The 13955-nt window shown below is 63.6% G+C and carries 10 protein-coding genes; 7 read left to right on the forward strand and 3 right to left on the reverse strand.

The window, feature by feature from the left end; translation table 11 throughout:
* Positions 1–227: 227 nt before the first annotated feature.
* Positions 228–1319, reverse strand: a complete 1092-nt coding sequence (gene alr, locus G3480_RS04300; protein ID WP_164652442.1) for an alanine racemase — start codon at positions 1317–1319, stop codon at positions 228–230.
* Between the two features lie 461 nt (positions 1320–1780).
* Between alr and G3480_RS04305 the strand changes: the two genes are divergently transcribed.
* On the forward strand, positions 1781–3031 hold the full coding sequence (locus G3480_RS04305; RefSeq protein WP_164652443.1) for a bifunctional alpha/beta hydrolase/OsmC family protein: 1251 nt from the start codon (positions 1781–1783) through the stop codon (positions 3029–3031).
* A gap of 16 nt (positions 3032–3047) precedes the next feature.
* Here the strand turns inward: G3480_RS04305 and G3480_RS04310 are convergent, their stop codons facing one another.
* Positions 3048–4595, reverse strand: a complete 1548-nt coding sequence (locus G3480_RS04310; protein WP_164652444.1) for a glycosyltransferase family 39 protein — start codon at positions 4593–4595, stop codon at positions 3048–3050.
* A 194-nt stretch (positions 4596–4789) separates the two neighbouring features.
* Between G3480_RS04310 and G3480_RS04315 the strand changes: the two genes are divergently transcribed.
* The 6 genes from G3480_RS04315 to ribF all read left to right on the forward strand — a co-directional run bounded on the left by G3480_RS04315 (position 4790) and on the right by ribF (position 12967).
* Complete coding sequence (locus G3480_RS04315) at positions 4790–5923, forward strand: glycosyltransferase family 2 protein (RefSeq protein ID WP_164652445.1); 1134 nt, start codon at positions 4790–4792, stop codon at positions 5921–5923.
* A 343-nt stretch (positions 5924–6266) separates the two neighbouring features.
* Positions 6267–7397: an efflux RND transporter periplasmic adaptor subunit gene (locus tag G3480_RS04320; RefSeq protein WP_164652446.1), complete on the forward strand. Its 1131-nt coding sequence runs from the start codon at positions 6267–6269 to the stop codon at positions 7395–7397.
* Between the two features lie 11 nt (positions 7398–7408).
* Positions 7409–10525, forward strand: coding sequence for an efflux RND transporter permease subunit (locus G3480_RS04325; RefSeq protein WP_164652447.1), 3117 nt, complete (start codon positions 7409–7411; stop codon positions 10523–10525).
* Between the two features lie 267 nt (positions 10526–10792).
* Complete coding sequence (locus G3480_RS29420; protein ID WP_164652448.1) at positions 10793–11038, forward strand: hypothetical protein; 246 nt, start codon at positions 10793–10795, stop codon at positions 11036–11038.
* Positions 11001–11615 carry a coiled-coil domain-containing protein gene (locus tag G3480_RS04335; protein ID WP_164652449.1) on the forward strand — a complete coding sequence of 205 codons (615 nt, stop codon included), beginning with the start codon at positions 11001–11003 and terminating at the stop codon, positions 11613–11615. The genes G3480_RS29420 and G3480_RS04335 overlap by 38 nt, the downstream gene beginning before the upstream one ends.
* Before the next feature lie 401 nt (positions 11616–12016).
* Complete coding sequence (ribF, locus tag G3480_RS04340) at positions 12017–12967, forward strand: bifunctional riboflavin kinase/FAD synthetase (protein WP_164652450.1); 951 nt, start codon at positions 12017–12019, stop codon at positions 12965–12967.
* 85 nt (positions 12968–13052) lie between these two features.
* Here ribF and G3480_RS04345 read toward each other — a convergent pair whose 3' ends face one another.
* Entirely contained in the window at positions 13053–13955 is a 903-nt protein-coding gene (locus G3480_RS04345) for a ferredoxin reductase domain-containing protein (protein WP_164652451.1), read from the reverse strand.

Here is a 13955-nt window from a genome sequence, read left to right on the forward strand (position 1 = left end):
CCTCGCTTCGATCCCCCCAAGCCGGACAGGCTCCTAGAATCCTTGAGCGCGCAACATGCTTTCAGATGAGTCACATTTCGATGAAGCGTCCGACCATCCAAGGCCGTCGGGGTCGGGATCGGGATCGGGATCGAACCGACGATAGCGATCCCGATTCCGAGAGCGATCCCGATGGGATGACGCGTCGGTCTGAGGCGAAGCCTCGCTAGACATCGGCGCGAAACACATCAGCCATGCTCGTAAACCAGAGGAACCCGCCGACTGATGCCGGTGAAGAGCTGATAGGCGATAGTGTCGCTCCAGCGGGCGACATCCGTCGCCGCCAGGGTCCGCCCCCAAAGCTCGACCCTATCGCCTAAGTGGGCATGCTCGATGTCGGTCAGATCCAGCGTCATCATGTCCATGGAGACACGCCCGATCACCCTGCTGAGCCGGCCATTGACCGCGATCGGCGTTCCATCCTTGGCATGGCGCGGATAGCCATCCGCATAGCCGACGGCGGCCACCCCGACACGCATCGGCCGATCGCAAACGAATCGGCCCGCGTAGCCGACGGGATCGCCGGGGCCGAGTTCGCGGATCGAGATGAGTGCCGACTCCAATGTCATCGCCGGCAAGAGTTCAGCCGCCCCTGCCCCAGCGTCGGCAAAAGGCGAGGCCCCGTAGAGCATGATTCCCGGACGGATCCAATCGCGATGCGCTTGCGGCCATGCCAGAATGGCAGCGGAGTTGGCCAGGCTGCAGGGGATCTCGAGACTGCCCAAGGCCCGGCCGAAGGCATCGAGCTGAACCAAGGTATAAGGATGCTCGGGCTCGTCCGCGCGGGCGAAGTGGGTCATGGCGACCACCAGACCAAGATGCGGGCAGGCGCTCAAGCGCGCATAGGCCTGCTGAAAGTCGCCAGGGGCGAAGCCAACCCGGTGCATGCCGGAATCGATCTTGATCCAGCATTGCAGTGGTCTCGCGGGACGCGCGGCCAGTACCCAGTCGAGCTGTTGCGGACAATGCACCACCATCGCCAGAGCAGCCCGGTCCGCCAGCGTGATCTCATCGGGCGAGAAGACGCCCTCCAAGAGCAGGATGGGATTGCAAATCCCAGATTCGCGCAGCTCCAAGGCCTCCCCGACACAGGCCACGGCGAAGCCGTCCGCCTCCGGCGCCAACGCCTGCGCCACCCGGACGGCCCCGTGACCGTAAGCATTGGCCTTGACGACAGCAAGGGCACGCGCCGAGGGCGCGCAGGCTTTCGCAAGACGATAGTTGTGAAGGATGGCATCCAGGTGGATGCGGGCACGGAGCGGGCGGGCTGAAAGCGTCATGTCATCACTTTGCCATGCGTGCGAGACCTTGTCGCGACCGCGACGCCATCACAACCACGACAGGATCGACGACTCCCCTGCCCCGCAGTCGTGCTGGCCGCGCTCGCGTAAGAGCCCGACGAGGTATCGGGCTCTATCTGTGTTTCGACAGCTCTACCGCGCTGCTGCGGTTCTTCGCCAGATTCGCGGGGCGCTACTCCCACAACCTCGAATTCAGCCGCCGGGAAGGCTCCTAGCATCAAGAGCTATGAATATAATTCAATGATTATATTAAATTTTATGGCTCAGTCGCTTCGCGTCGGTCGGCCTTCTGCGCTATATTGCACCGCAGCATGACAGCGCAACCAAAGGGCGCAGGTCGAGACTGCAGCAGACGGCCGATCGCCCTCGGGCAACGCTTGAGTCACCAGGTTCCCATCACAACCCCAGACTGGACGCACAACTGAACGGATCGCCTTGGAATGTCACGCATCAAGCTCGAATTCCCCAACGCCGAAGGTGAAACCCTCGTCGGTCTCCTCGAGACACCTCCAGAGCGGACGCCCATCGCCCGCTATGCCCTCTTCGCCCACTGCTTTACCTGCAGCAAGGACGTTGCAGCCGCAAGCCGCATCAGCCGGGCACTCGCGGCGCGCGGCATCGCCTCGCTCAGGTTCGACTTCACTGGCCTAGGAAACAGCGATGGCGACTTCGCGAATACCAATTTCTCGTCCAATGTTCAGGACCTGCTGGCCGCCGCGCGCAAGCTCGAGCTCGACTTCGAGGCACCAGCCCTGCTGATCGGGCATAGCCTAGGCGGCGCCGCCGTGCTGGCCGCAGCGCCACAGCTCCCCTCGGTCGAGGCCGTCGTCACCATCGCCGCGCCGGCCACCGCCTCTCATGTCCAGCACTTGCTGAGCGGAGCACGGGGTCAGCTCGAAGACAGGGGCGAGGCGGAGATCACCATCGGCCTGCGCCGCTTCCGCATCAAGAAGCAGCTCCTCGACGACCTGGCTCAGTACGGCGACGCCGATCATATCCGGCATCTAAATCGCGCCCTTTTGGTCTTTCACTCGCCGCTCGACAACATCGTCGATATCGACGAGGCGGCCAAGATCTACCAGGCGGCGCGCCATCCCAAGAGCTTTATCTCGCTGGACAACGCCGACCACATGCTGAGCAATCGCGAGGACGCCGAGTATGTCGCCGAGACCTTAGTCGCCTGGGCCAGCCGTTACCTTGGACTCGGCAAGCACGGCTTCGAACCGAGCACGGGCACCGCCCCCAAGGTGGCGCCGGGCGGGGTGTTGGTGACGGAGATCGACACCAACTTCCTGCGCGGCCTCTATACCGATCGCCACCAGTGGCTGGCCGACGAGCCGGAATCAGTGGGCGGCTCGGACCTGGGACCCTCGCCTTACGACCTGCTGCTCATGGCGCTAGGGGCCTGCACCTCCATGACGTTGCGCATGTACGCCAAGCGCAAGGGCATGGACCTGGACGATATCGAAGTCCTGCTGAGGCACGAGCGGAACTACGCGGACGACTGCAAGAACTGCGAAAGCAAGGTCACCAAGGTCGACCGCATCTTCCAGCGGATCAACATCCATGGCAACCTCAGCGTCGCCGAACGCACGCGGCTGCTGGAGATCGCCGAGCGCTGTCCAGTGCATCGAACCCTGGATGCCATGCCCCGGATCGACACCCGCTACATCGAGGACGATCCGAACTGAGCTGCCCCCCACAAGCTCATTCCGGCCGATACTGGTAGAGCCGCCAGCTGTGCAGCGGGCGCTGGCAAGGCGGCTCGCCACCCTCCCGCAGCGGTCGCCTGGGGCAATCGAAGAGCAGGCGCTGCTGCACCGGCGAGAAGCCGGGAATCTGCGGTGGCGCGCCAAAGCGGGTCACCAGCCAAAAAGGCTCATGCACCGCTTGAGGCGAGACGCAGGGCGCAATCTGACCCCTTAGATATTCCGAGGGTCGCGTGAGACCAGGCCACTGCGTCGTCTCGAGATCCGGCTGATAAAACCTCAGCATGGCCGTCGTCTGATAGCGGTCCGCGTACACCGGACCGTCCAGATCCGCTGCGATCTGTGCCAGCTCCTGGAAGCCGTGCGTCTCGCGCAGAATCCGATTCTGGCTGTCTGGCAGGGGCAACGCATCAGTCGCGGCATGAAAGGCATAGAGACTGACGAGCACAAGGTTGACGCCGACAGCCGCCACCGCCCAAGCACGGACTGTAGACAGCCAAAGGGCTGCCAGGGGCGCGGCTGCCATGAGATACATGGCAGGCCAGTTGGCCTCGACCTCGCTGACCAAGGACACCAGGGCGAAGAAGAGCAAGGGAAAGGCGGTAGCGGCGATCAGCAGCTCACGGGCCGAGCGCGCGAGGACCGGGGGCACATGGGCTGGATCAGCCTGCATCTGGCCGCGACGGGGCCACAAGCGTACGAACATCGCCACGAGAATGGCGCCCCAAAGCCCGAGCTGCGTCCCCGCGTAGCTTGCCAAGCTCGCCAAGCGCTCGGCGGTCGACCCCGGCCCCTCATGATCAATGGCGTTGGCCTCCGGGGCAGCGAAGCCAGTCACCTCGGTCGAGAAACCATGACCGAGCTGAAAGCCGAGACTCAGCCACTCGTGCTGCGCGTTCCAAAGGAGATTGGGGGAAAAGACCAAGAGGGCAGCCAGCCCCCCCAGATAGGGCCAGGGCGTGCGCAGGGCGCGCCAGTCCGCGCGTAAGATGGCCCAGAGGAAGACCGGGCCAATGAGCACCATGCTGTACTTGCCAAGCAGCCCGAGACCAGCCGCGACCCCAGCCGTGATCCACCGACGCCGGTCCACCGCCAAGGCCCGCTCCGCTTCATGCAGGGCCAGTGCCCAAGCAAGCGCCAGTGCGGTATCCGGCGTCGTGATGACACCGCCGGCAAGGCCCGGCAAGACGCCGAAGACCAAGAGCAAGGCGAGCGCCCAGTCTCGCCCCCGGCGAAGCCCCGAATTGACGTAGAGCCTAGCGAGCATGAGCAAGGTCAGGGTCGCGGCGAGAAGACCTCCCAGCCGAGCCATCAGGGCCGATGCGGGCTCCAAGAGGCCCCCGATCCCGAGCAGCGCGACACCTGGCGGATGGTCGAAGTAGCCCCAAGCGAGGCTGCGCGCCCAATCGAAGTAATAGGCCTCATCCTGGGTGACAGGCATCAAGGCAGCGACCGCGACGCGCCACAGCGTCATCGCGGCGATCAGGAGCAAGATCAGGCCCCAAGGATGGCTGTGCTTGGTTGAATGGCTCGAAGCTGAAGTCATGCGTTTCGTTTGGTTGAGTGGATAAAGAGGGTGCGGCGCCTGGGACAGGCGCCACGAAAGCATGAACCCATTGCCTTCCCTGTCCCAGCCATGGATAGCCCATCGCCCAATGGCCACGCGAAGGAGCCGGACGGGTTAGAATGCGCGTCCCTCGTATAAGCGCTCGACCCTGAGCGCCTGATCAGAAGCTTTCTATGACCACAGCATCCCCCGACTCCATCAGCTGCCAAGTGCCCGAACTCGCCGTCATCGTGCCCACTTACAACGAGGCCGGATCGGTCGAGGAACTCGCTCGCCGGGTCGCGATCACTCTAGAAGGTGTCGACTGGGAGCTGATCTTCGTCGATGACGATTCGCCCGACGGCACCGCCGAGCGTGCGCGTGAGCTGTCGCGGCGGGACGCTCGCATCCGCGTGATCCAACGCGTCGGACGACGCGGTCTCTCCTCCGCCTGCATCGAGGGCATGCTAGCGACCTCGGCCCCCTATCTTGCCGTCATGGACGGCGATCTGCAGCACGATGAGACCTTGCTGCCACGCATGCTCGCGGCCATCAAAGACGAAGACCTGGAGATCGTCGTCGGCAGCCGCTACGTCGCGGGCGGCGGCGTGGGCGACTGGAGCGCGCGGCGCCACTCCATGAGCAAAGTGGCGACCCGCATCGGCCAACGCCTCATCCGCGTCGAGCTACAGGACCCCATGAGCGGCTTCTTCATGGTGCGCGCAAGCGTCATTCATGCCTGCGTGCGACGCCTCACCGGCGTCGGCTTCAAGATCCTACTGGATATCTTCTCCACCGCCGAGCGTCCCTTGCGCTTCCGCGAGCTTCCCTTCACCTTCCGTCAGCGCCACGCCGGCAGCAGCAAGCTGGACAACGCGGTGCTCTGGGAGTATCTGCTGATGCTCACACAGAAGATGATCGGGCCATTGATCCCGGTCCGCTTCATCGCCTTCTCGGTGATCGGCGGACTCGGCGTCTTCGTGCACATGGCCGTCCTCTGGCCCATGCTGCAATGGCTCGGCAGCGGCGCCTTCCTACTGAGTCAGAGCGCGGCGACCCTGGTCGCCATGACGAGCAACTTCTTCCTCAACAACCTCCTGACCTATCGCGACATGCGGCTGCGCGGTCGCCAGCTGCTCTGGGGCTGGCTGAGCTTCGTGGTGACCTGCAGCGTCGGCGCGCTGGCCAACGTCGGCATCGCCAACTACCTCTTCCATGAAGGCCATTCCGGCTGGTTCCTCTCCGCCTTGGCAGGAATTCTGGTGGGCGCGGTCTGGAACTACGCCGTCACCGCGGTCTACACCTGGAAGCGGCCTCAAACCAAGTGATGTCGGCGAAAAAGAGCATCAGGGCTGCTGCTCGACATCCGGGCTGCGGCGTCGAAATCGCGCCGCTCCTGACCGCTTGCCGGGACGCGCTAATTGAAGTTCCGCCTGCAACCCTCAATAGGCCCCGGGATACAAAAGCGTCATGCGCAAGCCGCATTCTCCAAGCGCCGCGATGTGCCCGACTTCCCCAGTGAAGACGCGGCTCGATCGAGGATGTCAAACCTGCTGAGGCGATATCGAGGTTACATCAAGCCCGCGATCAGGGGAGAATCGGCAAATACACACTCCGGGGTGCCGACCCCGGCTAGTCCTACACTCAGGTACTCCATCGGTTGAATGTCTCATGCTTCGCAAGTTGATCCTTACCGCCATCGCCATCTCCATCCTGGTTGGCGCAATCGTCTATGCCAAGCTTGGCCAGTTTGCGGCAATGGGGAAAGCCGCTGAAAGCGCGGTCCAGCCACCTGAAACGGTGACGGCCATGACGCTGGAAAGCGCGCAATGGGAGCAGTCGATCCCCGCGGTTGGCACCCTGGAGCCAGTGCAGGGTGTCACGCTGAGCACCGAGGTTGGCGGAAGGGTGACGCAAATTGCCTTCGAGTCCGGCGGAACGGCGTCCGCCGGGAGTGTGTTGCTGCAGTTGGACACCTCGAGTGAGGATGCCCAACTCGCCTCGGCGGAGGCATCGGCCGAGTTGGCAAGGGCAGACCTTGCACGTGTACGCGAACTCGGGAAGCGCAAGCTCGCCTCACAGGACGCGATCGACCGCGCCGAGGCCACGGCGAAGGAGACCCTGGCCCAAGTCGGCAACATCCGCGCAATCATTGCGAAGAAGTCGATTCGCGCCCCCTTCAGCGGCCGACTGGGTCTGCGCCTAGTCAATCTCGGCGAAGTGCTGAAAGAAGGCGATCCGATCGTCTCGCTCCAGACCTTGGATCCGATCCATGTGGATTTCTCCGTTCCTCAGCAGCAGCTCGGACGCTTGAAGCAAGGTATGGCGGTGCGTGTCTCCGCCGACGTCGCGCCGGACGAAACCTTTGCCGGCGCCATCATCGCCGTGAGTCCGGAGGTCGACGCGAGCACCCGCAGCGTGCGCGTGCGGGCACTCGTCTCCAACCCGGGCGAGCGGCTGTATGCCGGCATGTTTGCCCAGGTCGAGGTGATGCTGCCGGACGAAGAGCAGGTCCTGCCGATTCCCGCAACCGCCGTCCTCTATGCGCCTTACGGCGATTCGGTCTTCGTCGTCGAGGCGCGGAAGAATGACACGTCCGGCGACGCGGAGCGGGTGCTGCGGCAGCAATTCGTCCGCCTCGGTCGGGCGCGCGGCGATTTCGTGGATGTGACCGATGGGCTTAAGGCCGGTGAGACCCTGGTCACCAGCGGCGTCTTCAAGCTGCGCACCGGAATGAAGGTCGTCATCGACAATAAGCTGGCGCCGAACGCCAGCCTCGAGCCGCATCCAGCGGACTCCTGAGGAGCGCGGCCATGAAGCGCTTTACCGATATCTTTATCCAGCGCCCGGTGCTCGCCATCGTGGTCAACCTCTTGATCGTGATCGCCGGGCTGAACGCCTGGAATTCGCTGAGCGTGCGGCAGTATCCGGTCAGCGAGAACGCCTCGGTGCAGATCTCGACCGTCTACGTCGGCGCGAGCGCGGATCTCGTGCGCGGCTTTGTCACGACGCCGCTGGAGCGCGCCATCGCGGCGGCGGAAGGCATCGACTACGTCGAGTCCAAGAGCCTGCAGGGTATCTCCATCATCACCGCCCGGCTCAAGCTCAACTACGACTCGACCAAGGCCCTGGCCGACATCTCCTCCAAGGTGGACCAGGTCCGTAACGACCTGCCCGCGGAAGCGCAGGTGCCCGCCATCAGCGTGCAATCGGCCGACTCGGACTTTGCCGCAGCCTATCTCAGCTTTGCCTCGGATATCTTGTCGCAGGAGCAGATCACCGATTACCTGACGCGGGTGGTGCAGCCACGCCTCTCTGCAGTCACCGGCGTCCAGCGGATCGAAATCTTCGGCGCGAGAACCTTCGCGATGCGGGTTTGGCTCAAGCCAGAACGCATGGCAGCCCTGGGGATCAGTCCATCGCAGGTACGCGAGGCGCTGGCCGCCAACAACTACCTGGCCGCCATCGGCAACACCAAAGGTGCCTTGGTTCAGACCAACCTCGCGGCGAATACAGATCTGCACAGCGCCAAGGATTTCCGGCGTCTGGTGATCTCGCAGAAGAACGACACCATCGTGCGCTTGGAGGATGTCGCGGACGTCGAGCTGGGTGCCGAGGACTATGACACCCTGGTTCGCTATTCGGGACAAACGGCGGTCTTTGCCGGCGTCTTTCCGCAGCCCAACGCCAACATCATCGATGTGATCCGCGCCGTGCGAGCGGAGCTGTCGGCGCTGCAGCGCGACATGCCGGCTGGCCTCGAGGCCAGCATCGGCTACGACGCCTCGGAATATGTCAGCAACGCCATCCATGAGGTCACCGGCACGCTCGTTGATACGCTGCTGATCGTGATCGCGGTGATCTTCCTCTTCCTTGGCTCGGTGCGCTCGGTGCTGGTGCCGGTGATGGCGATCCCGGTGTCGCTGATCGGAGGCATCTTCCTCATGCAGCTGTTCGGCTTCACGCTGAACCTGCTGACGCTGCTCGCCATCGTGCTCTCGGTCGGTCTGGTCGTCGACGATGCCATCGTGGTGGTCGAGAACGTCGAGCGACATCTACGCGAGGGGCGCACCCCGCGCGAGGCCGCGCTGCTCGGCGCGCGCGAGCTGGTCTCGCCGATCATCGCCATGACCATGACGCTCATCGCGGTCTACGTCCCCATCGGTCTCCAAGGCGGTTTGACCGGCTCCCTGTTTCGCGAGTTCGCCTTCACCCTGGCCGGTGCCGTGACCATCTCGGGCATCGTCGCGCTCACCCTGTCACCGACCATGTCCGCCTACCTGCTGCGCAGCGCGCAAGACGAGGAGCGCGGTCTCACCGGCTGGCTCAACCGCCGCTCCGATCAGCTGCGCGAGGCCTATGGGCGCGCACTCGGGGCCACGCTCGCGGCCAGACCCGCGGTCTATTTGGTGTGGGTCGTGGTGAGTCTCTGCACGGTCCCCATGTTCATGTTCTCCCCCAAAGAGCTGGCCCCCACCGAAGATCAAAGCGTGCTCTTCGGCATCATCAATACCGCCGCCAATGCAACGACGGATCAAAACGCCGTCTACGCCAAGGCGGCGGAGCAGGTGATGCTCCAGAACCCGGATACCGAGCTGACCTTCCAGCTTCTTTTTCCGCCATCGGTTGGCGCGACGCTGGGCGCCGACGGTTTCAGCGGCATGGTCGTGAAACCCTGGAGCGAGCGCACCCGAACGGTCTCCGAAATCCTGCCGGAGGTGCAGGCGGAGGTCTCGAAGATCCCCGGCATCCAGATGTTCGTGACCACCCCGCCGGCGCTTCCGGGCGGCAGCAACTTTCCGGTGGAGTTCGTCATCGCCTCGACCGGCGATGCCGAGCACCTCCTCGATTTCGCCAAGGAGTTGCAGCAGCGGGCGGCAGAAAGCGGCCTCTTCTACTTCCCTCCGGACATCGACATGAAGCTCGACCAGCCTAAGGCGACGCTGGTTTTCGACCGCGACAAGGTCGCCGCGCTGGGGCTCAACCTGGCCCAGGTTGGCGCCGACCTGGCGGTCGCCACTGGCGGCGACTTCGTCAACCGTTTCAATATGGACGGGCGCAGCTATAAGGTGATCCCGCTGCTGAAGCGGGTCGATCGTCTCAACAGCGAGCAGTTGGGCAACATCCACGTAACCGGACCACAGGGTCAGATGGTGCCGCTGTCGGCGATTGCGCACGTCGAGCACAGCGTGGTGGCGCGCTCACTCAATCGCTTCCAGCAACTCAACGCCGTGAAGCTCTCAGGCATGAGCGCGCGCACCTTGGACGACGCACTCAGGTTCCTGGAGGACGCGGCACGAGAGATTCTGCCGCCCGGCTACAGCGTCGACTACACCGGCGAGTCGCGTCAATTGCGCACCGAGGGCAACAAGTTCTTGCCGGCCTTCTCCCTGGCCGTCCTCATGATCTATCTCGTCCTCTCCGTGCAGTTCAATTCGTTCCGCGACCCCTTCGTCATCCTGGCGGGCTCAGTGCCGCTCGCCATGTTCGGCGCGCTGATCTTCACTGTTCTGAAGATGCCCGACCCCAACATGCCGTCCTGGACCCATGGCTGGACCACGACCATGAACATCTACGCCGAGGTCGGCCTGGTCACCCTAGTCGGCCTGATCGCCAAGAACGGCATCCTCATCGTTGAGTTCGCCGACAAGCTCCAACAACAGGGCGCAAGCAAGCTGGATGCGGTGCATCAGGCGGCGATGATCCGCCTGCGCCCGGTGCTCATGACCAGCCTGGCCACCATCGCCGGCCACTTCCCGCTCGTGCTGGTCACGGGCGCGGGGGCGGCAGCGAGAAACTCCATCGGTCTGGTGCTGGTCGGCGGCATGGCCATCGGCACACTCTTCACCCTCTTCGTGGTGCCATCGCTCTACGTCTTGATGGCGAAGGACAGGCGCGTAGAGCGCGCTCGGAATGTTTCTGCGCCGTAGCTGCCCACCGAGAAAGATGCATCGCGCACGCCTGCTGGCCTTGATGATCCGGAGCAGCGAAATGGTGACCCTGCAGGCCCCGCCACGCCCATCCGACCTCACCACCCCTCCTTGCTAGACTAAAGCGCGACCCTGATCACCAAGGAGCAAGCCATGACCCTGGCTGAGGAAGACATCGCCTTCATCAAGCAACACCTGGGAGCGTGGCTCACCGAGCAGAGCCTCGGCAAGCCACCCGCTGCATAGGAAATCGAACTTCGCGAACGCATGATGCGGGTAGAAGAGGAACTCAAGCACCATCGCGAGCTGATGCGTCAAGGCTTCGAGCTGATGGAGAAGCGCTTCGAGCAAGTCGACAAACGCTTCGATGAAATGCTGAAGTGGCAACGCAAGACCCAGCCCCTGCGCCAAGGCGTGATCCAGGATGGTCTTCCTGCAACTTGCCGTGTCGATCACCGAGTGGCAGAGTATCTCTATGAGTTCGAGCATCGCCCTCTACGAAGCCCTCGCTAACGCTCCGGACGAGCACACGCGCGCCCGCGTGATCGCCGAGGCATTCGAACGCCTAGAGGAGCGCTATCCGCACCTTCCGGATCTAGTCACCCAAGGACATCTGCGCGAAACCGAGCTAAGGTTGCAGCTCCAGATCGAGCAGGTCCGTGCCGAGCTTAAAGCCGACATCGAGCAGGTCCGCGCCGACCTCACAGCAAACATCGAGCAGATCCACGCCGAGCTGAAAGCGGACATCGAGCAGGTCCGCGCTGACCTTAAAGCGGACATCGAGCAGGTCCGCGCCGACCTTAAAGCGGACATCGAGCAGGTCCGCGCCGACCTCAAAGCAGATATCGAGCAGGTCCGCGCCGACCTGAAAGCGGACATCGAGAAGGTCCGCGCCGACCTCAAAGCGGACATCGAGCAGGTCCGCGCCGACCTCAAAGCAGATATCGAGCAGGTCCGCGCCGAGCTGAAGCTCGACATCGAACGGCTGCGCGGCGATGTGGCGCGAACGAAAGTCGACTTACTCAAATGGCTCGTGCCCCTAATGTTCGCGCAAGTAGCAGCCATTGCCGCATTGGTGAAACTCATCTGAGCAGATCGCAGCAAGAGGCTCCATCTCGGCTTCTACGAAAAACTGCACCAAAGGCGTTTCAAGAGCATTGGGTTGGGGTGCCAGCGACGGGGACGCAAGACCGATCCGATACGGCTCAAGAGCAAAGGTAATACCTCCCCGATTCCACCAGAGTCCGACGAGGACAACCCGCCGCTCGCGACGACAGCGCCAAATACCGCAGCCTGCCCAACCGCGGACTCTTCGAACTCGGCCTCATCTTCGACAGCCAGGCGCGCAACCTGGTGAGGACCGACTGGCGCCCAGTGGAGTGAGTCAGGCGCCGCGGGCAAGCGTTGATTCGGGATTCGCTCTTGGCCCCGTGCCGCCCCAGGCGCTTCCCGCGTATACTTCTCGGCCAATTCTCAAACGCTAGGCGCCCTATGAGACTGATCCGAGGCTTGCACAATTTGCGTCCTGCGGACCGCGGCTGTGTCGCGACGATCGGCAATTTCGACGGTGTGCATCTGGGCCACAGAACGGTCTTTCAGCGGCTGATGGCGCGGGGACAAGATATGGGGCTGCCGGCGACTGTGATCACTTTCGAGCCGCAGCCAATGGAACTGTTTGCGCCCGACGCCGCGCCAGCGCGGCTGACACGCCTGCGCGAGAAGCTGAGGGCAATCCGCGAGAGCGGAATCGAGCGCGTGATGGTGCTGGAGTTCAACCACAAGCTCGCGGCAATGGAGGCTCGGGGATTCGTTCAGCGCCTCTTGATTGAGGGACTGGGAGTTCGGTTCTTGCTCGTCGGCGACGATTTCCGCTTCGGGCGCGGTCGCTCGGGAGACTTTGCGCTGCTGCAAGCCATGGGGCGCGAGGCTGCCTCTTTGGGCGCGGGCTTCGAGGTCGAGGACCTGCATACCATCACGCACGGCGAGGAGCGAATCAGCAGCACGCGCGTGCGCGATGCCTTGGCGCGGGGCGACTTGGAGCAAGCCAAGTATCTGCTAGGGCGGCCCTACACCATGGAGGGGCGTGTGGTTCATGGAGACAAGCGCGGACGCACCATCGGATTTCCCACCGCCAATATCAACCTGCACCGGCGCGTCAGCCCCGTCAGAGGCGTCTACGCGGTTCGCGTGAATGGCTTGGACGTAGCGGCCTTTCCCGGCGTGGCTAACATCGGCACACGACCGACCGTAGATGGTCTCAGCGCCAGGCTGGAAGTACACCTATTCGGCTTCGACCAGCAGATCTACGGCAGACACCTCGAGGTGGAACTGGCCTTGAAGCTCCGCGACGAGCAGAAGTTCGACTCCTTCGAGGAATTGAAGGCGCAGATCCAGAGAGATGCCGAGGCAGCGCGGCAATATCTCGGCATTGCGGCGTCCTGAAGCAACAACGGCTCGGCGCGGAACGCGGCACCGCTAAGCGGTGCCGCGAGCATCGCGCCGGAGGCTGGTCGCTGGCAGCTCCGGATCAATCGTAGATGAGCTCCGACCAGCGGCTGTCCTCGATCATCTGCTCCTTGACCTTAAGCCAGGCCTCTTCGGAGCCGGCCTGCTCGGCCATCACCTTGCAGAAGACCTTGGCGGCCTTGCTCAGGCCGGAGATGAAGACGTGCGTATTGGTGTCCTTGATCAGGCGCCAGGCCTCGGCGGCATGGTCGTGCAGCCCCTGCTCGAGCGCCTGGGACGAGGTCATCAGGGGACGCGAGCCGAGCGCGCGGAAGGCCTTGAAGGTCTTCTCGTCGTAGTAGTTGGCGAGGTCCGTATGCTCGTCGTTGGTGTACATGAGGTCGAGACCGCTGTGACCGCCGTAGTAGAGGCGCACCTGGCCCTTCCAGTCCCCACGGCGCTCGTAGATGTGCTGAGCGAAGGCGCGGAAGGGGGCGATGCCGGTCCCGGTGCCGATCATGAGGATGTTGGCGCGGCTGTCCAGCGGCATCCGAAAGGGGCTGAGGTAAGGGCCGGTGAGGGTGATCTGCTGGCCCGGCTTGGCGTCGCAAAGGAAGTTGGAGGCGACGCCTGGATAGCGCTCACCGCTGATCTCGTCGACGTAGAAGCAGCGGCGGACCAGGATGTCCAGATTCACGCCCGAGCCGACCGGCACGCTGCGCGCATTGGCGATGGAATAGCGACGCAGATGGTAGGCGTTGCCGAAGTCGTGCGGCCCGGGCACCACGACGCCGATGCTCTGCCCCTCGACGTACTGGAACGCCGGGTCCATCACCTCCAGGGTGATGTGGCGGACCTCGTCCGTGCTCTCTGGGGTGACGCGCTGCGACGCCTTGATGACGGCCGGGCTGGTCTGGCCGAGGTCTGGTGGGAGGACTCCTACGGGGACGGTTGCAGAGTCGGTTGATGCAGAGACTTGGGTCAT

Source organism: Thiorhodococcus mannitoliphagus (assembly GCF_010915725.1).
Lineage (GTDB): Bacteria > Pseudomonadota > Gammaproteobacteria > Chromatiales > Chromatiaceae > Thiorhodococcus > Thiorhodococcus mannitoliphagus.

Coding starts and splice junctions, on each gene's coding strand:
- alr (WP_164652442.1), bottom strand. CDS start 1,319: ATGACGCTTTCAGCCCGCCCGCTCCGTGCCCGCATCCACCTGGATGCC.
- G3480_RS04305 (WP_164652443.1), top strand. CDS start 1,781: ATGTCACGCATCAAGCTCGAATTCCCCAACGCCGAAGGTGAAACCCTC.
- G3480_RS04310 (WP_164652444.1), bottom strand. CDS start 4,595: ATGACTTCAGCTTCGAGCCATTCAACCAAGCACAGCCATCCTTGGGGC.
- G3480_RS04315 (WP_164652445.1), top strand. CDS start 4,790: ATGACCACAGCATCCCCCGACTCCATCAGCTGCCAAGTGCCCGAACTC.
- G3480_RS04320 (WP_164652446.1), top strand. CDS start 6,267: ATGCTTCGCAAGTTGATCCTTACCGCCATCGCCATCTCCATCCTGGTT.
- G3480_RS04325 (WP_164652447.1), top strand. CDS start 7,409: ATGAAGCGCTTTACCGATATCTTTATCCAGCGCCCGGTGCTCGCCATC.
- G3480_RS29420 (WP_164652448.1), top strand. CDS start 10,793: ATGATGCGGGTAGAAGAGGAACTCAAGCACCATCGCGAGCTGATGCGT.
- G3480_RS04335 (WP_164652449.1), top strand. CDS start 11,001: ATGAGTTCGAGCATCGCCCTCTACGAAGCCCTCGCTAACGCTCCGGAC.
- ribF (WP_164652450.1), top strand. CDS start 12,017: ATGAGACTGATCCGAGGCTTGCACAATTTGCGTCCTGCGGACCGCGGC.
- G3480_RS04345 (WP_164652451.1), bottom strand. CDS start 13,955: ATGACCCAAGTCTCTGCATCAACCGACTCTGCAACCGTCCCCGTAGGA.